Raw genomic sequence first — 21,465 nt, 5'->3', positions numbered from 1 at the left:
ACTCAGCTCGCGCCAAGTTCGCGAATGCTTTCCTTGAGGTTCTCGAAGTCGTACTCCGAGAGCCCCACGTAGTCCAGTACCTGACCACGGATGCTCATCCACTCGTAGTCCTCGGCCTGGTTGCCCAGCACCAGGTGCGAAGCGCAGATGTGCTCGGCCATCTTGAGTATCGCCAACAGCGTCTTGAGCTGGGCATCACGGCCGGAGTCGTCACTGAAGATGGACGAGGCGTTGTGGTGGTTGGCGATGGCCTCGCAGAGATGCTCCGGCAGGCGCCAGGAGCGCGCGGTGAAGTAGCCGACCACCGCATGGTTGGTGTTCAGCAGGCGGTTCTCGGTGTCCACCACGCGGCGTTCCGGGCCGGCGCTGGCGTAGGCCTCTTCCAGCACCGTCATGTAGTCGGGGAAGCGCTTGAGCATCAACGGGATGCCGCAATTGTGGAACAGGCCAAGGGCGTAGGCCTCGTCGGCGGACTGGTAGCCGATGCGCTTGGCCAGGGTCAGGCAGGTCATGGCCACGTCCTGGGCGGTGTCCCAGAAGCGGTTCAGGGTGACGATGGTCTCGTCGCTCATCTCACCCTTGATCGACTGCGCGTTGATCAGGTTGATCACCGTGTTGCAGCCCAGCAGGTTCACCGCCTGCTGGATCGAGGCGATGCGGTTGGTCAGGCCGAAGAACGGCGAATTGACGATCTTCAGCAACGCACCGGACAGGCCCGGGTCCTGGCTGATCAGGCGGGCGATGGACTTCAGGTCGGGGCTGGGCATGACCTGCTCCATTTGCAGGTCGACCATGATCTGCGGCTGCGGCGGCACACTGATGCCCTGCAGGACCTGACGGATCTGATCTGCGGAAAGTTCTTGAGCCATGGGGGACGAGTGGGAAGTTTGACCGAATCGACAGTCTACCCGGTTGCATCAACCCGTTGCTCGGGATTTCCGGCCATTTTCCGACTGTCGTACCAAGTGGCCGCCAGCGCCGCCGGGTGGCCTCCGGAGCAGGTATTGCCTGGGGTATAATCCCCGCCTTTTTTCCGGAGAGCGACACATGTCCCTGCCCAGCCTGCGCCTCAAAGCCAATGCCGATCGACGCCTGCGCGCCGGCCACCTGTGGGTCTACAGCAACGAAGTGGACGTGGTCGCCACCCCGCTGAACCTCTTCCAGCCCGGTGACCAGGCCATTCTCGAAGCCGCCGGCGGCAAGCCGTTGGGCGTGGTCGCCCTCTCCCCGAACAACCTGATCTGCGCGCGCCTGGTGTCCCGTGACATCAAGCACACCCTGGATAAATCCCTGCTGGTGCACCGCATCAACGTCGCCCTGAGCCTGCGCGAGCGTCTGTTCGACAAGCCCTTCTACCGCCTGGTCTACGGCGACTCCGACCTGCTGCCGGGCCTGGTGGTGGACCGCTTCGGCGACCACCTGGTGGTGCAACTGGCCTCCGCTGCCATGGAACGCAACAAGGACGCCGTTCTCGACGCCCTGGTGCAAGTGCTCAAACCCCGTGGCGTGCTCTGGAAGAACGACTCCAGCGCCCGTGATGCCGAAGGCCTGGAGCGCTACGTGGACACCGCATTCGGCGTGGTGCCGGAATGGGTCGCCCTGGAAGAGAACGGCGTGAAGTTCGAAGCTCCGGTCATGGAAGGCCAGAAGACCGGCTGGTTCTACGACCACCGCATGAACCGCGCGCGCCTGGCGCCCTACGTGAAGGGCAAGCGCGTGCTCGACCTGTTCAGCTACATCGGTGGCTGGGGTGTGCAGGCCGCGGCCTTCGGTGCCAGTGAAGTGTTCTGCGTCGACGCCTCCGGCTTCGCCCTGGACGGCGTGGAGCGCAACGCCACCCTTAACGGCGTGGCCGAGCAGGTCACCTGTGTGGAAGGCGATGTCTTCGAAGCCCTGAAAGAGCTGAAAGCCGCTGAAGAACGCTTCGACGTGGTGGTCGCCGACCCGCCGGCCTTCATCAAGCGCAAGAAGGACCTGAAGAACGGCGAAGCCGCCTACCGCCGCCTGAACGAGCAGGCCATGCGCCTCTTGAACAAGGACGGCATCCTGGTCAGCGCCTCCTGCTCCATGCACCTCCCGGAGGACGACCTGCAGAACATCCTGCTCAATAGCGCCCGCCACCTGGACCGCAACATCATCCTGCTGGAGCGCGGCGGCCAGGGCCCGGACCACCCGGTGCACCCGGCCATCAGCGAAACCCGCTACATCAAGAGCCTGACCTGCCGCCTGCTGCCCAACAGCTAAGCGCGCACCCCGTACTGCGACATCCGGGCCGGCCCCAGCGCCGGCCCGACCGCCAGCCTTTCCCTGCCGGCCAGGCCCGGCGTAGAATCGGGCGATTCCTCGCCAACCATCCTCCGGCGGGCCAGTGAGCCCCGGCCGAGCGAGCGGTGACCCCGCCCCGCCTTCCGGCCACCACCGACCGAACAGCCATCTGCTGTTTGCATCCGGTATGTTGCGCGCTCACGATGAGACTCTTATCGATACCTGATTAGCCGCAGGAAACCGTCATGCCCGATTACCGCTCGAAAACCTCCACCCACGGTCGCAACATGGCCGGCGCCCGTGCCCTGTGGCGCGCCACCGGGATGAAGGACGAGGACTTCAAGAAGCCGATCATCGCCATCGCCAACTCCTTCACCCAGTTCGTGCCCGGCCACGTGCACCTGAAGGACCTGGGCCAGTTGGTCGCCCGCGAGATCGAGAAGCACGGCGGCGTGGCCAAGGAATTCAACACCATCGCCGTGGACGACGGCATCGCCATGGGCCACGACGGCATGCTCTATTCCCTGCCGAGCCGCGAGATCATCGCCGACTCCGTGGAATACATGGTCAACGCCCACTGCGCCGACGCCATCGTCTGCATCTCCAACTGCGACAAGATCACCCCCGGCATGCTGATGGCCGCCCTGCGGCTGAACATCCCGGTGGTCTTCGTCTCCGGTGGCCCGATGGAAGCCGGCAAGACCAAGCTGGCGAACCACGGCCTGGACCTGGTCGACGCCATGGTGGTTGCCGCCGACGACTCCTGCTCCGACGAAAAAGTCGCCGAGTACGAGCGCAGCGCCTGCCCAACCTGCGGTTCCTGCTCCGGCATGTTCACCGCCAACTCGATGAACTGCCTGACCGAAGCCCTCGGCCTGGCGCTGCCGGGCAACGGCTCCACCCTGGCCACCCACAGCGACCGCGAGCAGCTGTTCCTGCGCGCCGGCCGCCTAGCCGTCGAGCTGTGCCAGCGCTACTACGGCGAAGGCGACGAGTCCGTGCTGCCGCGCAACGTCGCCAGCTTCAAGGCCTTCGAGAACGCCATGACCCTGGACATCGCCATGGGCGGCTCCACCAACACCATCCTGCACCTGCTGGCCGCCGCCCAGGAGGCGGAGATCGACTTCGACCTGCGCGACATCGATCGCCTGTCGCGCAAAGTGCCGCAGCTGTGCAAGGTGGCGCCGAACATCCAGAAGTACCACATGGAAGACGTGCACCGCGCCGGCGGCATCTTCAGCATCCTCGGCGAACTGGCCCGTGGTGGCCTGCTGCACACCGACGTGCCCACCGTGCACAGCCCGAGCATGGCGGACGCCATCGCCCAGTGGGACATCACCCAGACCAATGACGAAGCCGTCCACACCTTCTTCAAGGCGGGCCCGGCCGGCATCCCCACCCAGGTTGCGTTCAGCCAATCCACGCGCTGGGACACCCTCGACGACGACCGCGCCGAAGGCTGCATCCGCAGTGTCGAGCACGCCTACTCGCAGGAAGGTGGCCTGGCCGTGCTTTACGGCAACATCGCCCTCGATGGCTGCGTGGTGAAGACCGCGGGCGTGGATGAGTCCATCCACGTGTTCGAAGGCACCGCGAAGATCTTCGAAAGCCAGGACAGCGCCGTGAAAGGCATCCTCGCCGACGAAGTGAAGGCCGGCGACATCGTGATCATCCGCTACGAAGGCCCGAAAGGCGGCCCGGGCATGCAGGAAATGCTGTACCCGACCAGCTACCTGAAGTCCAAGGGCCTGGGCAAGCAGTGCGCCCTGCTCACCGACGGCCGCTTCTCCGGCGGCACCTCGGGCCTGTCCATCGGCCACGCCTCGCCGGAAGCCGCTGCTGGTGGCGCCATCGGCCTGGTGGAGGACGGCGACCGGATCCACATCGACATCCACAACCGCACCATCCAGCTTCTGGTCAGCGATGAAGAGCTGTCCCACCGCCGCCATGTGCAGGACAAGAAGGGCTGGAAACCGGCCGCGCCGCGCGCGCGCAAGGTGACCACCGCGCTCAAGGCCTACGCCCTGCTCGCCACCAGCGCCGACAAGGGCGCGGTGCGCAACAAGGCGATGCTGGACCACCTGTAAGCTCCGGCAACACTAAAGCCCGGCAAGTGCCGGGCTTTTTTGCTTCTTGTGGGGGCGATTTCAATCGCTGGGCGGACCAAAGGCCCGCCTGTCGTCCCATTGGGGCAGCTGCGCCGCCCTTTGCGAATGAATTCGCCCCTACAGAGTTCAGCCCCGCCATCAAACCTGACCATTCAGGTAGAATCGCCGCTTTTTGCGGTCGATCGCCATGACTTCACTGGAAAAGCCCCCTGTCCCCGAGGCTCGAAACGAGCTGCTCTACGGCCTGGAAGACAAGCCGCGCCCGCTGGCCGCCCTGCTGGCTGCGCTACAGCACCTGCTGGCCATCATCGTCCCCATCGTCACCCCCGGCCTGCTGATCTGCCAGGCGCTGGGCGTGTCGGCCCGGGATACCAACCTGATCGTCTCCATGTCCCTGGTGGTCTCCGGCATCGCCACCTACGTGCAATGCAAGCGCTTCGGGCCGTTCGGCGCCGGGCTGCTGATCGTGCAGGGCACCAGCTTCAACTTCGTCGGCCCGCTGATCGCCGGCGGCGCGCTGATGGTCAAGCAGGGCACGCCGGTGGAAGCGGTGATGGCGGCCATCTTCGGCGTGGTGATGGCCGGCGCTTTTGTCGAGATGGGCATCTCCCGCGTGCTGCCCTTCGTCAAACGGCTGATCAATCCGCTGGTGACCGGCATCGTGGTGCTGATGATCGGCCTGACCCTGATCAAGGTCGGCCTGATCAGCATGGGTGGCGGCTTCGGCGCCATGGCCAACGGAACCTTCGCCAACGGTGAGAACCTGCTGCTGTCCGGCACCGTGCTGGGTGTGATCCTGCTGCTCAACCGCATCCCGCTGGTGTGGATGCGCAGCTGCGCCATCGTCATCGCACTGCTCGCAGGCTACGCCCTGGCCGCGTGGCTCGGCCGGCTCGACTTCAGCGGCCTGCACGACGCGCCACTGGTGCAGGTGCCGGTTCCGCTGCACTTCGGTCTGGGCTTCTCCTGGTCGCTGTTCGTGCCGATGCTGGTGATCTACCTGGTCACTTCGCTCGAAGCCATCGGCGACGTCACCGCCACCAGCAAGGTCTCGCGCCAGCCGGTGGAAGGCCCGCTGTGGATGCAACGCATCAAGGGCGGCGTACTCGTGAATGGCGCCAACTCCTTGTTGGCCGGCCTGTTCAACACCTTCCCAAGTTCGGTCTTCGCGCAGAACAACGGCGTGATCCAGCTGACCGGCATCGCCAGCCGCCACATCGGCCTGTGGATCGCCCTGATGCTGGTGCTGCTGGGCCTGTTCCCGGCGGTAGCCGGCGTGCTGCAGGCCATTCCCGAACCGGTGCTGGGCGGAGCCGCCATGGTGATGTTCGGCGCAGTCGCAGCCTCGGGCATCAATATCCTCGCCGGCACCACCCTTGACCGCCGCGCGCTGCTGATCATCGCCGTATCGCTGGCCCTGGGCCTGGGCGTATCGCAGGTGCCGGAATTCCTCGCCCACATGCCGGCCGCCCTGCGCAACATCCTCGAATCCGGCGTCGCCACCGGCGGCCTCTGCGCCCTGCTGCTCAACTGGTTCCTGCCGGAATCCCGCTAAGTGGCAGAATGGGTCCCATCACACGATGGGGCCCAGCCATGACCTCCCTCCGTATCGGCCTGATCTCAGACACCCACGGCCTTCTCCGGCCCCAGGCCCTCGCGGCGCTACAAGGCTGCGACCGCATCCTCCATGCCGGCGACATCGGCAAACCCGAAATCCTCGACGCCCTGCGCCAACTGGCGCCGCTGACGGCTGTGCGCGGCAATAACGACGTGGACACCTGGGCCGACGCGGTACGCGAGGTCGAAGAACTCTGGCTGGGAGAGACCGGGATCTACCTGGTGCACGACCAGGCGGACATCCCTGCTGATTTGAAGGCGCGCGGATTCAGCGTCGTGGTCACGGGGCATTCCCACAAGCCGCTGGTTACCGAGCGCGCCGGCCTGGTGCACGTGAACCCGGGCAGTGCCGGACCGCGGCGCTTCAAGCTGCCGGTGTCGGTGGGGTTTCTGCTGATAGAGAAAGGTGAAGTGCGGGCGGAGTTGCGAGAGCTACAGATCTGACGGACCAGTCGCCACTGTAGGTTGTGGCTTCGCGTCGCGAAGCCACAACCTACCAATCTGGATTGGTCTGGGACTTCCTCAGCGCTTTTCCCACACCTCGAAGGCGTAGGCCGGCGTGTCCGTCGTCGCCTCGTGCTCGATGCTGGAGGCCAGACGCCAATCCTGCTGCGACACTTCAGGGAAGAACGCATCGCCTTCCGGAGCCAGCTCCACGCGGGTCAGGTAGAGACGGTCGGCCTGGGCAAGGCCCTGGGCATAGAGCTGGGCGCCGCCGATCAGCATCAGCTCCTCGGCTTCTTCTTCGCGCGCCCAGGCATCGGCGCGCTCGATGGCGGCTTCCAGGCTGGGGAAGACTTCCGCGCCTTCCAGCACCAACCCCTCCTGGCGACTGACCACCAGATTGAGCCGGCCCGGCAGCGGACGACCCAGGGAGTCCCAGGTCTTGCGGCCCATGATGATCGGCTTGCCGAGGGTCATGGCCTTGAAGTGCTTGAGATCCGTCGGCAGGTGCCAGGGCAGTTGGTTGTCGCGACCGATCACGCGGTTCTGTGCGAGAGCGGCGATCAGGCAGAGGGGCAGGGTCTTTTTCATGGCGGCGAGAATACCGGCTGCCGCCCACGAGAGAAAGCCAACGGAGGATTGGCACCAGGCTCACAACGGTTTCGGCATGGCCTATGCATACCCTCGAAACCATGGCCAGATGGATACATGCCATTCGTCGTCAATCATTTTTCTGACCACATGGTCAAGTGACGTATCTTCGATTTTCGGAGAATTTATCGGAAATTAAGCGAGAAATAGGCGATGAATAGGCGAAATAGCGCATCGCAAAAATTGTATACAAAGCACTAGTCAATGGACCGAATTATTGTCTACAGTTGCCGGCACAATAACAAAACCGAGAGCCCACCATGACAGTCCCAACCGCAAGTCCGTCTCCGGTGCAACGCCCGGAAGACGAAAACCTCGGCATTGGAGCCAACCTCGCCTACGGTCTGCAGCATGTGCTGACCATGTATGGCGGAATTGTCGCGGTACCCCTGATCATCGGCCAGGCTGCCGGGCTATCGCCCGCAGACATCGGCCTGTTGATCGCAGCCTCACTGTTCGCCGGTGGCCTGGCCACCCTGCTGCAAACCATCGGTCTCCCCTTCTTCGGCTGTCAGCTGCCCCTGGTGCAAGGCGTGTCCTTCGCCGGCGTGGCAACCATGATCGCCATCATCGGCAGTAACGGCGCCGGCGGCATTCCAGCCGTACTCGGCGCGGTAATCGCCGCCTCACTGATCGGCCTGCTGATCACCCCGATATTCTCGCGGATCACCAAGTTCTTCCCGCCGCTCGTGACCGGCATCGTGATCACCACCATCGGCCTCACCCTGATGCCCGTTGCGGCACGCTGGGCGATGGGCGGCAACAGCCAGTCGCCGGAGTTCGGCAGCGTGGCCAACGTCAGCCTGGCCGCCTTCACCCTCGGCACCGTGCTGCTGCTGAGCAAGCTGGGCAGCGCCAGCATCTCGCGCCTGTCGATCCTCCTGGCGATGGTGATCGGCACCGTGGCTGCGGTGTTCTTCGGCATGGCGGACTTCTCCAAGGTGCTCGAAGGCCCGCTGGTGGCCCTGCCCACTCCGCTGCATTTCGGCATGCCGGAATTCCACATCGCGGCGATCCTGTCGATGCTGATCGTGATCATCGTGACCCTGGTGGAAACCTCGGCGGACATCCTCGCCGTCGGTGAAATCATCGGCACCAAGGTGGACTCCAAGCGCCTCGGCAACGGTCTGCGTGCCGACATGATTTCCAGCTCCGTGGCTCCGCTGTTCGGTTCCTTCACCCAGAGCGCCTTCGCCCAGAACGTCGGCCTGGTGGCCGTGACCGGCGTGAAGAGCCGCTATGTGGTGGCCACCGCCGGCCTGATCCTGGTGACCCTCGGCCTGCTGCCGGTGATGGGTCGCCTGATCGCCGCGGTCCCCACCTCGGTACTGGGTGGCGCCGGCGTGGTGCTGTTCGGCACCGTGGCCGCCTCCGGCATCCGCACCCTGGCGCAAGTCGACTACCGCAACAACATGAACCTGATCATCGTCGCCACCTCCATCGGCTTCGGCATGATCCCGATCGCGGCGCCGACCTTCTACCACCACTTCCCCGCCTGGTTCGAAACCATCTTCCACTCCGGCATCAGCTCGGCGGCGATCATGGCCATCCTGCTGAACCTGATCTTCAACCACCTGAAGGCCGGCAACTCGGACCAGCAGTCGGTGTTCGTCGCCGCCAGCGAGCGCACCCTGCGCTACCAGGACATCGCCGCCCTGAACGAGGGCGACTATTTCCGCGACGGCAAGCTGTACGACTGCGACGGCAACGAAGTGAAAGTGGTGTCCGAACATGACGACCACCACGACGCGCCATCAACACCCCGGGTGAAGGTGGCGGCCAGCTCCCACAGCCACTGACAGATGAAGGCCGGCGCCCAGCGCCGGCCTTCTCTTTTGATGATGGTCCCGCCTCGAGCGGTTATTCTCAGAGCTCACCCTTGGCCAAGAAGCCCTTCGTGAGCGAACCCAATCCAGCCGCCCTCCCTCCCCTTTCCTCCCTCGACCAGCTGTGGCTGACCGAGGCCATCCGCCTGCGCGAAGAACACGCCGGCCCCCTCGACGACGCCGAAGCCAACCGCCGCGCCAATGCCGCCGGCGGCGACCTGGCGCAGCGCATCCAGGCTCGTGCCCTCTGGCTGGCCCAGCGCGACGGACAGCTGCAGGCCCTGCAGCACTGGCGCCAGGGCGCGCGGCTCGCCGGCCTGCTGCTGATGGTGCTGGCACTGGTCAGTGGCTCCGGGCTCGCCATTGCGGCGCTGGGTAACGGCGAGCGCCCGGTCAACCTGATCTGGGCCCTGGGCAGCCTGCTCGGGCTGCACCTGTTGATGTTGCTGGGCTGGGCCCTGACGTTCTGCCTCGGCAGTAGCGCCAGCGTGCTCGGGCGGATCTGGCTGTGGCTCAGCGGCAAACTGGCCCGCGATGCCCAGGCCGCGCACCTGGCACCCGCCCTGCTCCTGCTGCTCCAACGCCAGGGCCTGACCCGCTGGGGCCTGGGCGCACTGGTCCATGGCGCTTGGCTGCTGACCCTGGGTAGCGCGCTGGTGATCCTCCTGCTGTTGCTCGCCACCCGCCGCTACGGCTTCGTCTGGGAAACCACCATCCTCGGCAGCGAAACCTTCGTCGTCCTCATCCGGGCCCTGGGCGCCCTGCCCAGCGTGCTTGGCTTCAGCCTGCCGGATGCCGAGACCATCCGCGCCAGCAGCAACGTGCTGGCAGAAGAAGGCGCGCGCCAGGCGTGGTCCGGCTGGCTGCTCGGGGTCACCTTCACCTACGGTCTGCTACCGCGACTGTTGCTGGGGCTGTTCTGCTTCTGGCGCTGGTCACAAGGCCGCGCGCGCCTTCGGCTGGACCTCGGCCTGCCCGGCTACGGCTTGCTGCGCGAACGCCTGCAACCAGCGAGCGAACGCCTGGGTGTCTGCGACGCCGCCCCGGCCGAACTGGTCGAACCTCAATCCGGCAACCTGGACGGCGCCAGCCAGGGCGCCCTGCTGGTGGCCATTGAACTGGACGACCGCCGCCCCTGGCCGCCCGCGCTGCCCAAGGGCGTCGGCGATGCCGGCGTGCTCGACAGCCGCGAGCAGCGCCAGCGCCTGCTGGATCAACTCAGCCGCTTTCCCCCGGAGCGCCTGGCGGTAGCCTGCGACCCTCGCCGCTCGCCGGACCGCGGAACCCTGGCGCTGATCGGAGAGCTGGCCCGCAGCGCCGCCAGAACCCGCGTCTGGCTGCTGCCCCCGCCCTCCGGCGAATCCCTCGATAGCCAACGCCTGGAAGACTGGCATCAGGCCCTCGACCGCCTGGCCCTGCCCCACGCCCAGGGCGCTCCCATGACCTGGTTGGAGACCGGCCATGACTAAGCCGTTGAAGCTGGCCGTGGTCGGCCATACCAACGTCGGCAAGACCTCCCTGCTACGCACCCTGCTGCGCGACCGTGCCTTCGGCGAGGTATCCCACCGCCCCAGCACCACCCGCCATGTGGAAGGCGCGCGGCTGTCGGTGGACGGCCAGCCGCTGCTGGAGCTCTACGACACGCCCGGCCTGGAAGACGCCATCGCATTGCTAGATCACCTGGAGCGACTGGACCGCCCCGGCGAACGCCTCGACGGCCCCGCGCGCCTGGCCCGTTTTCTCGACGGCAGCGAGGCGCGCCAGCGCTTCGAGCAGGAGGCCAAGGTATTGCGCCAGTTGCTGGCCTCCGATGCCGGGCTCTACGTGATCGATGCCCGCGAACCGGTCCTGGCCAAGTACCGCGACGAGCTGGCGGTGTTGGCCATGTGTGGCCGGCCCCTACTGCCGGTGCTGAACTTCGTCGCCAGCGAAAACCACCGTGAGGCCGATTGGCGCGAGGCACTGGCCCGCCTGGGCCTACATGCACTGGTGCGCTTCGACAGCGTGGCGCCACCGCTGGACGGCGAGCAGCGCCTCTACGACAGCCTGGCACTGCTGCTGGAGCGCGCCCGTCCGCAGTTGCAGCGGTTGGTGGACGATCATCAGGCGCAAAGGCGCCTGCGTCTGGACGCCGGGAGCCGCCTGATTGCCGAACTGCTGCTGGACGTGGCCGCCTGCCGGCGCAGCGTACCCGCCCAAGAGGCCGCCGTGCTGGCTGCCACCGAGACCCTGCGCCAGCAGGTGCGCCAGCGCGAGCAGCGCTGCGTGGAAGCCCTGCTGCGGCTCTACGCCTTCGGCCAGGCGGATGCTTCTGCCAGCGACCTGCCGCTGCTGGGCGGGCGCTGGGGCGATGACCTGTTCAATCCGGAAACCCTCAAGCAACTGGGCGTACGCCTGGGTGGCGGCATGGCGGCGGGCGCGGCGGCCGGCGCTGGCGTCGACCTGCTGGTGGGCGGCGTCACCCTCGGTGCCGCAGCGGCCCTTGGCGCCATCGCCGGTGGCGCCTGGCAGACCTTCGGCCACTACGGCGAGCGTCTGCTGGGCAAGATCAAGGGGCAGCGCGAGCTGACCGTGGACGATGCCATCCTGCGCCTGCTGGCCCTGCGTCAGCGCCAATTGCTGCAGGCGCTGGACGCTCGCGGCCACGCCGCCTTCGAGGCGGTACGCATCGATACGCCGGAAGAGAAGCAGTGGCGAGAGGGCAAGTTGCCTGCCGTACTGGCCAAGGCCAGAGCCCACCCGGAATGGTCGTCGCTGAATCCCGATGCGGAACTGGAACAGGCCGAACGCCAGGGGCAGGTAGCGACCCTGGCCACTGGCCTGATGCCCTGACGACATACAGGCGCAAGGACTTACCGAAAACCGTCCGCTCCCGTAGGATTGGCCCGCCGCTCCAACAGGGCCGACCGTCTGAATGCACGGCGCCGGCAAGGGGCCAGATTCCCGCCCCAGCGCGCCCGACACAAAAACAAGAACCGGGAGAGATGGATGATGCGCAAGTTGTTGATGCTGTTCTGCCTGCTGAGCCCGTTGGCCTGGGGTAGTGAGCAGGATGCCCGGCACCTGGGGGAGCTGAGCAGCCATAGCCGCCTGCTCTGCGCCAGTGCCATGGTCTACTTCAATCCAGAGGAGCGCGAGCCCGACCCCCGCGCCCTGAAGGCGACCTTCTACCACCTCAACACTCTGAACCGGATCATCGTCCAGCTCGGCAATCCGGAATCGCTGCAGCGTCCAGCGCGGGCCATGGAAAAGCTGTTCAATGCACTCGACGGCCTGCCACGCGATCAGGCGTCCCGCTTCCCGGAACTCGTAGGCCAGTTGCTGGAGCAGGAGCGGAGCCTGGAGCAAGCCGCCCAAACGCTCTCCGCAAGCACGAAGCAGGACCCGGCCGCCGATCCTGGAGCGCCGTTCAACGCCCAGAGCCAGGCGCTGGCCAGCGTGCTGCTGGACTATCAGCTCCGCGCCTATCCCTTGCCCAACAAGCTGGATTTCGCCCTGCCCGAAGCACAGGCGGCCGGCCTGGATGCCGACATCGAACAGCGCTTCGACCAGTTGCTCACGGGCCATCCGGAACACGCCGAGGTGCTGGGCAAGGCCCGGACCAACTACCGCTTCGTACGCGCCCAGCTACAACAAGGCGGCGGCCGCACCCACGGAGGCGCCGAGTTCTATCTCAGTCGAGCGGCCGACGACCTCGACGAACTGGCCGCCACCCTGAACTAACCAGCGACCTGCACCAATCGGGCTGCCGCCGGAGTGTTCCCGACGCAGCTCGGGGCCCTGGATCAGCGGCCGCCGGCTTCGATCAGGATGCGATCAGCGGCGCACTCGCTGCGATCCCGTGCGTGGCTGGCGGCGAACTGGCCATCGACCACGCCCACCAGGTTGTCGGCCTGCTTCAGTTCGCGGGGCAGCGAGACGCGGATTTCCTGCAGGTACTTGCCGCTACAAATCAGCAGGAAGTTGTTCTGCGCATCACGACTGCCGAAATCCTCTTCCACCTTCTGGTAGAACGCCCGCCTGGAAATGGCGCCGCCGATATTGGCCACGATGTACTGCCCGGCCTTCGACTCGTCCAACTGCCGCACCAGATCCACCGCGCGGCGGAAGTAGGCATCGTCGTCCATCTGAGTCTGGCAGACGCCGTGCTTGTCCCACTGGTAACGGCCGAAGCTGGTGCCGTAGCGGAAGTTCGGCATCCACGGACGGACATAGGCCAGGGTTTCGGCACTGAGCTTCAGTCCCGGTCCATCGCAATGCCCGTAGCTCTTGCCGCAGGACTGGCGATTCGGCCAGAGGCCATGCAGCGTCAGGTGGGAAATCTGAAGCTCGCCCGACTCCAGGCCCTCGCATTCGGGCTTCGCGCCTTTATATGAGGCGTGTTCGCAAAAGCCCGGCTGCCAGGTGGCGGCCAGCACGTAGCCGTCGTGCTGGTCCGGTTGGCTGCAGATATCGCCAGTGTCCGCAGGCTGGGCTGACTTTGCAGTATTGAACGCCAATCCCTCGACCGTCCCGCATCCGGCGGATACCCAACGCAGCGGCGTCGCGCTGCTGGGCATGCGGACGCGCAGCCAGTCGTAGTCGCGCTTGTTCACCTCCACCACTTCGTAGCGCTGCCCCGGCTGGACTTCGAGTCCGTCGGGATTGCTCTGCTTGCGAATGGACTGGAAAGCCTCGCAACGCTGGCTGGCGACGAAACTGCCCTGGGCGGGCTCGGCCCAGGCGGCGAAGGACGGCCAGAGGCCGAAAAGCCCCGTGAGCAGGGCTGCAAGCGGGGCTTTCATGGTGACTCCTGTCAGGGAATGGCCGGGGCTGGAGGCGCCCCGGCGCGGCAGGTCAGACGGCGACCGGGGCCTTGATGTGCGGGTGCGACTGGTAGCCCACCAGCTCGAAGTCTTCGAACGTGAAGGCGAACAGGTCCTTCACTTGCGGGTTGAGCTTCATGGTCGGCAGCGGCAGCGGCTCGCGGGTAAGCTGCAGGTCGGTCTGCTCGATATGGTTGGCGTAAAGGTGGCAATCGCCGCCGGTCCAGATGAACTCGCCGGGCTCCAGGTCGCAGACCTGGGCGACCATCAGGGTCAGCAGGGCGTAGCTGGCGATGTTGAAGGGCACGCCGAGGAAGATGTCGGCCGAACGCTGGTACAGCTGGCAGCTCAGCTTGCCGTCCGCCACATAGAACTGGAACAGCGCGTGGCACGGCGGCAGGGCCATCTCGTCCACCAGGGCCGGGTTCCAGGCGGAGACGATCAGCCGGCGCGAGTCCGGGTTCTTCTTGATCATCTCCACGACCTTGGTGATCTGGTCGATGGACTCGCCATTGGGCGCCGGCCAGGAGCGCCACTGGTAGCCGTAGACCGGCCCGAGGTTGCCCTCTTCGTCAGCCCATTCGTCCCAGATGGAGACGCCGTTGTCCTTCAGGTACTTGATGTTGGTGTCGCCCTGGAGGAACCACAGCAGCTCATGGACGATGGATTTCAGGTGGCACTTCTTGGTGGTCACCATGGGGAAGCCGTCGGCCAGGTCGAAGCGCATCTGGTGGCCGAATACGCTGTAGGTGCCGGTACCGGTGCGGTCGCTCTTGAAGGTGCCGGTCTCGCGCACGCGGCGCATCAGGTCGAGATACTGTTTCATCAGGCGACTCCTTGGGCGGACTGGCGGCGGTGGGCCCATATGATCAGGAAGATGCCGCCGATGATCATCGGCAGGCAGAGAATCTGACCCATGGTCAGCCAGCCGAAGGCCAGGTAACCGAGCTGGGCGTCAGGGACTCGGACGAACTCCACCGTGAAGCGGAAGATGCCGTAAAACAGCGCGAACATGCCGGAAACGGCCATGGTCGGGCGCGGTTTGCGCGAGTAGAACCAGAGGATGGCGAACAGTGCCACGCCTTCCAGGGCGAACTGGTAAAGCTGCGACGGGTGACGCGGCAGCTGGGCCGGATCGGTGGGGAAGATCATCGCCCAGGGCAGGTCGGTGGCCTTGCCCCAGAGCTCGGCGTTGATGAAATTGCCGATGCGGCCGGCGCCCAGGCCAATCGGCACCAGGGGGGCGATGAAGTCCATCAGTTGGAAGAAGCTCTTGTTGTTGCGCTTGCCGAACCAGAGGGTGGCCAGCATCACGCCGATCAGGCCGCCGTGGAAGGACATGCCGCCCTTCCAGACTTCGAAGATCAGCAGCGGATTGGCGATGTACGCCGACAGATCGTAGAACAAGACGTAACCAAGACGACCGCCGGCGATGACGCCGAGGGCGACCCAGAACACCAGGTCGGAGAGTTTTTCCTTGGTCCAGGTCGGGTCGAAGGCGTTCAGCCGGCGCGAAGCCAGCCACCAGGCGCCACCGATGCCGATGAGGTACATCAGGCCGTACCAGTGGATCTTGAGAGGACCGATAGCCAGGGCTACCGGGTCGATCTGGGGATAAGCCAGCATTACAGCTCCTTAGATCAGGAAGTTCAGGCCCACTGACAACAGCAGCAGGGCGAACAGGCGCTTCAGCAGGCGCGGCGACAACCGATGGGCCAGGCGCGCACCGAAACGGGCGAACAACATGCTGGTGGCGGCAATGCCGACCAGCGCCGGAAGGTAGATGAACCCGATGCTGTAGGGCGGCAGGCCGGGGTTGTTCCAGCCCAGCGCCATGAAGGACAGCGCACTGGCCGCGGCGATCGGCAGCCCGCAGGCGGCCGACGTGGCGACGGCCTGCTGGATGGGGACGCTGCGCCAGGTCAGGAAAGGCACGGTCAGCGAACCGCCACCGATGCCGAAGATGGCCGAGGCCCAGCCGATCACCCCGCCCGCCAGGGTCAGCCCGGGCTTGCCCGGAACCTCGCGACTGGCCTTGGGCTTCAGGTCCAGGCCCATCTGTATCGCTACCAGTATGGCGAATACGCCGATGATCTTCTGCAGCATCGGCCCCTGAATGGCCGCAGCCGTCATGGAACCGAAGCCGGCGCCGATGAGGATACCGACGGCCATCCAGACGAAGACGGGCCAGCGCACCGCACCTTTGCGATGATGCTCGCGCACCGAATTGATCGAGGTGAAGATGATGGTGGCCAGGGAAGTTCCCACTGCCAGGTGAGTGAGGATGCCTGGATCGAACCCCTGGGCGGTGAAGCTGAACACCAGCACCGGCACGATGATCATGCCGCCGCCGACGCCAAACAGCCCGGCCAGCACTCCCGCGCAGGCGCCGAGCACCAGGTAGAGCACGAATTCCATGGACACCCCCGAAAACAAAGCGGCATGTTAACGGAAGGCCGATTCACGCTCCACCCGAGGGATGTGGAGTCCTGACGGACGCAGCCGATAACCCGGAAGAAAACTTTTGCCGCTGATGTAGTTTTCCTACCGACTGCTACACTCCGGCTCATAACAAGGAGACGACTCCATGTGCCTGATCGTATTCGCATGGCGCCCCGGACACGAAGTCCCGCTGGTGCTCGCTGCTAACCGCGATGAATTCTACGCACGTCCCACCCTCCCCATGGCGAAATGGGAAGACGCACCCGGCGTAATTGCCGGACGCGATCTGGAAGCCGGAGGTACCTGGCTCGGCGCCGGGCCCAAGGGCCGATTCGCCGCCCTCACCAATATCCGAGACCCCCGAACGCCCCCGGTCGGCCGCACCCGTGGCGAGCTCTGCGTGCAGTTCCTGCGTGGAACCATGGGGCCGGGCGAGTTCCTCGAAGATGCGCTGCGCCGGGCCGGTGATTATTCGGGCTTCAACCTGGTGGTGGGCGACGACCGCGAACTGTGGTTCCTCAACCCCCGCACTGGCGGACCGATCAACCTTCAGCCGGGTATCTATGGCGTGTCCAACGCCGACCTGGATACACCCTGGCCCAAGGTCGAGCGCGGCAAGGCAGCCATCGCCGAATGCCTGGAACCGGCGTCCACCGACGCCCTGCTCAATCTGCTGCATGACCCGGAGGTTGCGCCGGACCACATCCTCCCGGACACCGGCGTGGGGCTGAACACCGAGCGCATGCTCTCCAGCGTGTTCATCGCCACCCGCACCTACGGCACCCGCGCCAGCTCGGCGCTGGTCGTCCGCGCTGACGGCAGCCGCGAGCTGGTGGAGCGCAGCTACGGCCCCTATGGCGCCAAGCTGGGGGATGTGCGCATGGAGCTGAAGGACTGATTGTCCAGGGTGGGCGAATTCCTTCGCCCACACCCGCTCCTACTGAATAAACGCTTCGCAGAGACGACAAAGGCCACCCGACGGTGGCCTTTGTCTTTTGCAGCGCTGGATCAGGCAGCCTGGGTGGAGGCCGGCTTCCAGCTGGAGGAAGCGGCTTCCTCGGCCATGGTTTCCATCGCCTGCTGGATGGCCCGCTTGCGGCGCTCCTCGGCCTGGCGAGAGAAGAACCAGGCGAAGAAGGTGAACAGCGAGACGGTCAGCAGGATCAGGCTGGCCACGGCGTTGATCTCCGGCTTCACGCCCAGACGCACGGCGGAGAAGACTTCCATCGGCAGGGTAGTGGAACCGGGACCGGACACGAAGCTCGCCAGCACCAGGTCGTCCAGGGACAGGGCGAAGGACATCATGCCGCCTGCCGCCAGGGACGGCGCGATCATCGGGATGGTGATCAGGATGAACACCTTCCACGGACGCGCGCCCAGGTCCATGGCCGCTTCTTCGATGGACAGGTCCAGTTCACGCAGGCGCGCCGACACTACGATGGCCACATAGGCCGAGCAGAAGGTGGTGTGGGCGATCCAGATGGTGACGATGCCACGCTCCTGGGGCCAGCCGATCAGTTGCGCCATGGCCACGAAGAGCAGCAGCAGCGACAGACCGGTGATCACCTCCGGCATAACCAGCGGCGCGGTGACCATGCCACCGAACATGGTGCGGCCACGGAAGCGCGGGATGCGGGTCAGCACGAAGGCGGCCAGCGTACCCAGGGCAACGGCAGCGATCGCGGTGTAAAGGGCGATCTCCAGGGAACGGCCCACCGAGTTCATCAGTTGGGTGTTGTCCAGGAGGCCCACGTACCACTTCACCGACCAGCCGCCCCAGACGGTCACCAGCTTGGAGGCGTTGAAGGAGTAAATGACCAGGATGATCATCGGCAGGTAGATGAACAGCAGACCTACCCACAGCATCACGGTGGAGAAACTGAAGCGCTTCATACCTTGCCCTCCAGTTCTTTGGCCTGGTTACGGTTGAACAGGATGATTGGGACGATCAGGATCGCCAGCATCACCACCGCCAGGGCGGATGCCACCGGCCAGTCGCGGTTGTTGAAGAACTCCTGCCACAGCACCTTGCCGATCATCAGGGTCTCCGGGCCGCCGAGCAGTTCAGGGATCACGAACTCGCCCACAACCGGGATGAACACCAGCATGGAGCCGGCGATGATGCCGTTCTTCGACAGCGGCACGGTGATTTTCCAGAAGCTGTTGAAGGTGCTCGAACCGAGGTCCGACGCAGCCTCCAGCAGACTCGGGTCATGCTTCACCAGGTTGGCGTAGAGCGGCAGGATCATGAACGGCAGGTACGAATAGACAACGCCGATGTAGACCGCCAGGTTGGTGTTGAGGATCTGCAGCGGCTCGTCGATCAGCCCCATGCCCATCAGCGCACTGTTGAGCAGGCCGTTGTTGCTGAGGATGCCCATCCAGGCATAGACGCGGATCAGGATCGCCGTCCAGGTCGGCATCATGATCAGCAGCAGCAGCACGGTCTGCGCTTCCTTGCTGGCACGGGCGATGGCGTAGGCCATCGGATAACCGATCAGCAGGCACATCAGGGTGCTGAAGAAGGCGATCTTCAGCGAGCCCAGATAGGCCGCCAGGTACAGGTCGTCCTCGTTGAGTATCAGGTAGTTACCCAGGTTGAGGATGAGTTGCAGCTGGTTGTCCGCCCAGGTGTATATCTCCGTGTACGGCGGGATCGCCACGTCGGCTTCGGCAAAGCTGATCTTCAGCACGATGGCGAAGGGCAGCATGAAGAACAGGAACAGCCAGAAGAACGGTATCCCGATGACGAGATGCCGGCCGGTCGGCAGCAGGTTACTCAGTTTGGGAATTCTCATGACCGCAGTACCACGCCGCTGTCGTCTTCCCACCAGACGAACACTTCGTCATCCCAGGTCGGACGCGTGCCACGGCGCTCGGCGTTGGCGACGAAGGACTGGACGATGGAGCCGTTTGGCAGCTTGACGTAGAACACCGAGTGACCGCCCAGGTAGGCGATGTCGTGGATCCGACCGCGCGACCAGTTGTACTCGCAGGTGGGCTGCTCGGTGGTCACCAGCAGCTTCTCCGGACGCAGGGCGTAGGTGATGCGCTTGTCCTGCAGGGAGGTGGTCACGCCGTGGCCGACGTAGATCGGGCGCTCCAGTTGCGGGCAGGCGATCAGCGCATGGGCCTCGTAGTCTTCCACCACTTCGCCGTCGAAGATGTTGACGTTGCCGATGAACTCGCACACCAGGCGGCTGATGGGGGTCTCGTAGATGTCCACAGGGCTACCGATCTGTTCGATGCAGCCCAGGTGCATGATGGCGATGCGCTGGGCCATGGTCATGGCCTCTTCCTGGTCGTGGGTCACCATCACGCAGGTCACGCCCACGCGCTCGATGATCTCCACCAGTTCCAGTTGCATCTGCGAGCGCAGCTTCTTGTCCAGGGCGCCCATGGGTTCGTCGAGCAGCAGCAGCTTCGGACGCTTGGCCAGCGAGCGGGCCAGGGCCACGCGCTGGCGCTGGCCGCCGGACAGCTGGTGCGGCTTGCGCTTGGCGTACTGGGTCATCTGCACGAGCTTGAGCATCTCGTTGACGCGCGCATCGATCTCGGCAGCCGGAAGCCTGTCCTGTTTAAGTCCGAAGGCGATGTTCTGCGCAACAGTCATATGCGGGAAGAGCGCATAGGACTGGAACATCATGTTGATCGGGCGCTCGTAGGGTGGCATGTCGGTAATGTCCACGCCGTCGAGCATGATGCGCCCTTCGGTCGGCCGTTCGAAGCCGGCGAGCATGCGCAGGAGAGTTGATTTACCCGAACCGGAGCCGCCGAGCAGGGCGAAGATCTCACCCTTGTTGATGGTCAGCGAAACATCGTCCACCGCCACCGTCTCGTCGAACTTCTTGGTCACCCGGTCGATCTTTACCAGCACCTCTTTGGGTTGCTGGCTGCCCTCAAGGGCTTTCTTGTAGGCACCGGAGGCTATTGCCATTACCACACTCCCAGAATTTTCTACCCGACCACCGCGGCCGGGCGCGTTTATACAGCAGGGGCACGAGACAGGCATCCTGCCTGGCTCGGCCGGGACGTTACCGGCGGCTCCGCCACACCACGGGCCACCGGCTTTGCATTACTTGCCCGACTTGACCTTGGTCCAGCTGCGGGTCATCAGCCGCTGGACTTTCGGCGGCAATTCCGCCGACACATACAGCTTGTCCAGCACCGCTTGTGGCGGGTAGACGGACTCATCGGTGCGTACTTCCTGATTCATGAGCTCCCCAGCCTTCAGGTTGGGGTTGGCGTAGCCGACGTAATCGCTGACCTTGGCGATCACCTCGGGCTTGAGCAGATAGTTGATGAAGGCATGGGCTTGCTTGGCATTCGCCGCGTCGGCCGGAACGGCCAGCATGTCGAACCAGAGGTTGCCGCCCTCTTTCGGGATTGCGTAGGCGATCTCGACACCCTTGCCGGCTTCCTCGGCACGCGCGGCGGCCTGGAAGATGTCACCGGAGAAACCGGCGGCGACGCAGATGTCGCCATTGGCCAGGTCGCCGATGTACTTGGAAGAGTGGAAATAGGTGACGTAGGGGCGTACCGCCATCAGCTTCTCCTCGGCCTTCTTGTAGTCGTCCGGGTTGGTGCTGTTGGGGTCCAGGCCCATGTAATTGAGCACGGCGGGAATCATTTCATCCGCCGAGTCGAGGAAAGCCACGCCGCACTGGCTGAGCTTCTTGATGTTCTCGGGTTCGAAGATGGCCGACCAGGAGTCGATATGGTCGACGCCGAGCACAGCCTTGACCTTCTCCACGTTGTAACCGATGCCGTTGGTGCCCCAGAGGTAGGGAACGGCGTACTCATTGCCCGGGTCGTTGCGCTGGAGCTGCTTGAGCAGGTTGGGGTCCAGGTTCTGCCAGTTGGGCAGCTGGCTGCGGTCGAGTTTCTGGAACGCGCCCGCCTTGATCTGTTTGCCGAGGAAGTGGTTGGACGGCACGACCACGTCGTAACCGGTACGGCCCGCCAGCAACTTGCCTTCCAGGGTTTCGTTGGAGTCGAAGACGTCGTACACCGGCTTGATGCCGGTTTCCTTCTGGAAATCCGCCAGGGTGGTCTCGCCGATGTAGTCCGACCAGTTATAGATATGCACCGTCTGATCAGCCTGGGCCTGGGAAACCAGGGTCAGGGTTGCTGCTGCAGTGATCATCATCTTGCGGATGGGGAAGTGCACAGGTTCGTCCTCTTCTGTTATCCGGCGGTGCCGGAAGAAGCCCGGGTCATTCCAGCAACCAGGGCCAGTCAACTCGTGGTATCGCGCGGGGTGGTCCGGGCACCGGCGGGGATCTCCCCGCCGGGCACGGGAGCCGT

At 64.9% G+C, this 21,465-nt stretch carries 19 protein-coding genes; 9 read left to right on the top strand and 10 right to left on the bottom strand.

The genetic code is table 11. The features are described from left to right. Positions 1-2: 2 nt before the first annotated feature. The gene (locus tag E8F06_RS21095; protein WP_280370995.1) at positions 3-815 is read right to left on the bottom strand and encodes an HDOD domain-containing protein; all 813 of its coding nucleotides are present in this window, start codon (positions 813-815) and stop codon (positions 3-5) included. Positions 816-1,047: 232 nt separating this feature from the next. Between E8F06_RS21095 and E8F06_RS21090 the strand changes: the two genes are divergently transcribed. The 4 genes from E8F06_RS21090 to E8F06_RS21075 all read left to right on the top strand — a co-directional run bounded on the left by E8F06_RS21090 (position 1,048) and on the right by E8F06_RS21075 (position 6,434). Further along, on the top strand, positions 1,048-2,244 hold the full coding sequence (locus E8F06_RS21090; protein WP_280370706.1) for a class I SAM-dependent rRNA methyltransferase: 1,197 nt from the start codon (positions 1,048-1,050) through the stop codon (positions 2,242-2,244). Between the two features lie 266 nt (positions 2,245-2,510). Continuing rightward, a complete protein-coding gene (ilvD, locus tag E8F06_RS21085) occupies positions 2,511-4,352 on the top strand; it encodes a dihydroxy-acid dehydratase (protein WP_280370704.1) in 1,842 nt (613 codons plus the stop codon). 208 nt (positions 4,353-4,560) lie between these two features. After that, positions 4,561-5,928, top strand: a complete 1,368-nt coding sequence (locus tag E8F06_RS21080; protein ID WP_280348567.1) for a nucleobase:cation symporter-2 family protein — start codon at positions 4,561-4,563, stop codon at positions 5,926-5,928. Between the two features lie 38 nt (positions 5,929-5,966). Continuing rightward, complete coding sequence (locus tag E8F06_RS21075; protein ID WP_280370702.1) at positions 5,967-6,434, top strand: metallophosphoesterase family protein; 468 nt, start codon at positions 5,967-5,969, stop codon at positions 6,432-6,434. Between the two features lie 78 nt (positions 6,435-6,512). On the opposite strand, the gene E8F06_RS21070 is transcribed toward E8F06_RS21075, so the two are convergent. Beyond that, positions 6,513-7,025 carry a dihydrofolate reductase gene (locus tag E8F06_RS21070; protein WP_280370700.1) on the bottom strand — a complete coding sequence of 171 codons (513 nt, stop codon included), beginning with the start codon at positions 7,023-7,025 and terminating at the stop codon, positions 6,513-6,515. A 320-nt stretch (positions 7,026-7,345) separates the two neighbouring features. Between E8F06_RS21070 and E8F06_RS21065 the strand changes: the two genes are divergently transcribed. From E8F06_RS21065 to E8F06_RS21050, 4 genes are all read left to right on the top strand, one after another. Further along, a complete protein-coding gene (locus tag E8F06_RS21065; protein ID WP_280370699.1) occupies positions 7,346-8,884 on the top strand; it encodes a nucleobase:cation symporter-2 family protein in 1,539 nt (512 codons plus the stop codon). A gap of 98 nt (positions 8,885-8,982) precedes the next feature. Then, positions 8,983-10,380 (top strand): DUF2868 domain-containing protein, encoded by a 1,398-nt coding sequence (locus E8F06_RS21060; protein ID WP_280370697.1) that lies wholly within the window; start codon positions 8,983-8,985, stop codon positions 10,378-10,380. Next, positions 10,373-11,743 carry a GTPase/DUF3482 domain-containing protein gene (locus tag E8F06_RS21055; protein WP_280370695.1) on the top strand — a complete coding sequence of 457 codons (1,371 nt, stop codon included), beginning with the start codon at positions 10,373-10,375 and terminating at the stop codon, positions 11,741-11,743. The genes E8F06_RS21060 and E8F06_RS21055 overlap by 8 nt, the downstream gene beginning before the upstream one ends. 156 nt (positions 11,744-11,899) lie before the next feature. Then, complete coding sequence (locus tag E8F06_RS21050; protein WP_280370693.1) at positions 11,900-12,634, top strand: hypothetical protein; 735 nt, start codon at positions 11,900-11,902, stop codon at positions 12,632-12,634. 62 nt (positions 12,635-12,696) lie between these two features. Here the strand turns inward: E8F06_RS21050 and E8F06_RS21045 are convergent, their stop codons facing one another. From E8F06_RS21045 to E8F06_RS21030, 4 genes are read right to left on the bottom strand one after another with little or no spacing between them, the layout of a single operon-like run. Then, on the bottom strand, positions 12,697-13,695 hold the full coding sequence (locus E8F06_RS21045) for a ribonuclease T(2) (protein WP_280370691.1): 999 nt from the start codon (positions 13,693-13,695) through the stop codon (positions 12,697-12,699). A gap of 52 nt (positions 13,696-13,747) precedes the next feature. Then, on the bottom strand, positions 13,748-14,542 hold the full coding sequence (locus E8F06_RS21040) for a thymidylate synthase (protein ID WP_280370690.1): 795 nt from the start codon (positions 14,540-14,542) through the stop codon (positions 13,748-13,750). After that, entirely contained in the window at positions 14,542-15,342 is an 801-nt protein-coding gene (lgt, locus tag E8F06_RS21035) for a prolipoprotein diacylglyceryl transferase (protein WP_280370688.1), read from the bottom strand. Before lgt ends, E8F06_RS21040 begins: the two co-directional genes overlap by 1 nt. Before the next feature lie 9 nt (positions 15,343-15,351). Continuing rightward, positions 15,352-16,134, bottom strand: a complete 783-nt coding sequence (locus E8F06_RS21030) for a sulfite exporter TauE/SafE family protein (protein WP_280370686.1) — start codon at positions 16,132-16,134, stop codon at positions 15,352-15,354. Between the two features lie 169 nt (positions 16,135-16,303). Between E8F06_RS21030 and E8F06_RS21025 the strand changes: the two genes are divergently transcribed. Next, a complete protein-coding gene (locus tag E8F06_RS21025; protein WP_280370684.1) occupies positions 16,304-17,056 on the top strand; it encodes an NRDE family protein in 753 nt (250 codons plus the stop codon). Between the two features lie 110 nt (positions 17,057-17,166). Here E8F06_RS21025 and E8F06_RS21020 read toward each other — a convergent pair whose 3' ends face one another. The 4 genes from E8F06_RS21020 to E8F06_RS21005 form a co-directional block, all read right to left on the bottom strand. Next, positions 17,167-18,051, bottom strand: coding sequence for an ABC transporter permease subunit (locus E8F06_RS21020; protein ID WP_190833120.1), 885 nt, complete (start codon positions 18,049-18,051; stop codon positions 17,167-17,169). Next, positions 18,048-18,929, bottom strand: coding sequence for an ABC transporter permease subunit (locus E8F06_RS21015; RefSeq protein WP_280370993.1), 882 nt, complete (start codon positions 18,927-18,929; stop codon positions 18,048-18,050). The genes E8F06_RS21020 and E8F06_RS21015 overlap by 4 nt, the downstream gene beginning before the upstream one ends. Before the next feature lie 23 nt (positions 18,930-18,952). Further along, positions 18,953-20,095, bottom strand: a complete 1,143-nt coding sequence (gene potA / locus E8F06_RS21010) for a polyamine ABC transporter ATP-binding protein (protein ID WP_280370681.1) — start codon at positions 20,093-20,095, stop codon at positions 18,953-18,955. A 138-nt stretch (positions 20,096-20,233) separates the two neighbouring features. Next, a complete protein-coding gene (locus tag E8F06_RS21005) occupies positions 20,234-21,307 on the bottom strand; it encodes a polyamine ABC transporter substrate-binding protein (protein WP_280370991.1) in 1,074 nt (357 codons plus the stop codon). Between the last annotated feature and the right edge of the window lie 158 nt (positions 21,308-21,465).

The organism is Pseudomonas sp. BN411 (assembly GCF_029871235.1).
Lineage (GTDB): Bacteria > Pseudomonadota > Gammaproteobacteria > Pseudomonadales > Pseudomonadaceae > Metapseudomonas.
The sequence above is the reverse complement of the archived record's forward strand: the minus strand, read 5'-3'. Positions and strand labels throughout refer to the sequence as shown.

Excerpts from the sequence above, each read along its gene's own strand:
- E8F06_RS21090 (WP_280370706.1), top strand. The coding sequence starts at position 1,048 with ATGTCCCTGCCCAGCCTGCGCCTCAAAGCCAATGCCGATCGACGCCTG.
- ilvD (WP_280370704.1), top strand. The coding sequence starts at position 2,511 with ATGCCCGATTACCGCTCGAAAACCTCCACCCACGGTCGCAACATGGCC.
- E8F06_RS21080 (WP_280348567.1), top strand. The coding sequence starts at position 4,561 with ATGACTTCACTGGAAAAGCCCCCTGTCCCCGAGGCTCGAAACGAGCTG.
- E8F06_RS21075 (WP_280370702.1), top strand. The coding sequence starts at position 5,967 with ATGACCTCCCTCCGTATCGGCCTGATCTCAGACACCCACGGCCTTCTC.
- E8F06_RS21070 (WP_280370700.1), bottom strand. The coding sequence starts at position 7,025 with ATGAAAAAGACCCTGCCCCTCTGCCTGATCGCCGCTCTCGCACAGAAC.
- E8F06_RS21065 (WP_280370699.1), top strand. The coding sequence starts at position 7,346 with ATGACAGTCCCAACCGCAAGTCCGTCTCCGGTGCAACGCCCGGAAGAC.
- E8F06_RS21055 (WP_280370695.1), top strand. The coding sequence starts at position 10,373 with ATGACTAAGCCGTTGAAGCTGGCCGTGGTCGGCCATACCAACGTCGGC.
- E8F06_RS21050 (WP_280370693.1), top strand. The coding sequence starts at position 11,900 with ATGATGCGCAAGTTGTTGATGCTGTTCTGCCTGCTGAGCCCGTTGGCC.
- E8F06_RS21045 (WP_280370691.1), bottom strand. The coding sequence starts at position 13,695 with ATGAAAGCCCCGCTTGCAGCCCTGCTCACGGGGCTTTTCGGCCTCTGG.
- E8F06_RS21040 (WP_280370690.1), bottom strand. The coding sequence starts at position 14,542 with ATGAAACAGTATCTCGACCTGATGCGCCGCGTGCGCGAGACCGGCACC.
- lgt (WP_280370688.1), bottom strand. The coding sequence starts at position 15,342 with ATGCTGGCTTATCCCCAGATCGACCCGGTAGCCCTGGCTATCGGTCCT.
- E8F06_RS21030 (WP_280370686.1), bottom strand. The coding sequence starts at position 16,134 with ATGGAATTCGTGCTCTACCTGGTGCTCGGCGCCTGCGCGGGAGTGCTG.
- E8F06_RS21025 (WP_280370684.1), top strand. The coding sequence starts at position 16,304 with ATGTGCCTGATCGTATTCGCATGGCGCCCCGGACACGAAGTCCCGCTG.
- E8F06_RS21020 (WP_190833120.1), bottom strand. The coding sequence starts at position 18,051 with ATGAAGCGCTTCAGTTTCTCCACCGTGATGCTGTGGGTAGGTCTGCTG.
- potA (WP_280370681.1), bottom strand. The coding sequence starts at position 20,095 with ATGGCAATAGCCTCCGGTGCCTACAAGAAAGCCCTTGAGGGCAGCCAG.
- E8F06_RS21005 (WP_280370991.1), bottom strand. The coding sequence starts at position 21,307 with ATGATGATCACTGCAGCAGCAACCCTGACCCTGGTTTCCCAGGCCCAG.